Annotated in this window: 1 pseudogene; it reads left to right on the top strand. The window is 63.4% G+C overall.

Features of this window, described 5'->3' with window-relative positions:
* Positions 1-265: pseudogene (locus KJQ96_RS39210) on the top strand (tRNA pseudouridine(38-40) synthase TruA); the annotation flags it as partial.

Here is a 265-nt window from a genome sequence, read left to right on the forward strand (position 1 = left end):
GTTTCTCCGCCAAGCGGCGCCACTACCGCTACCGGATCACCAATCACCGCGCCAATCTCGCTCTCGATATCAAGCGGAGCTGGCGGGTGCCGCGGCATCTCGATACGGATGCGATGGACGTCGCAGCCAAGAGGCTGCTCGGCAAGCACGATTTCACCACCTTCCGCGACACCGAGTGCCAGGCGAAATCCCCGGAGAAGACGCTCGACCAGCTCGATGTGATCCGGCAAGGCGATGCGGTTTCGATCCTCACCTCGGCGCGCTC

Origin of the sequence: Bradyrhizobium sp. sGM-13, from assembly GCF_018398875.1 — a bacterium.
Classification (GTDB): Bacteria; Pseudomonadota; Alphaproteobacteria; order Rhizobiales; family Xanthobacteraceae; genus Bradyrhizobium.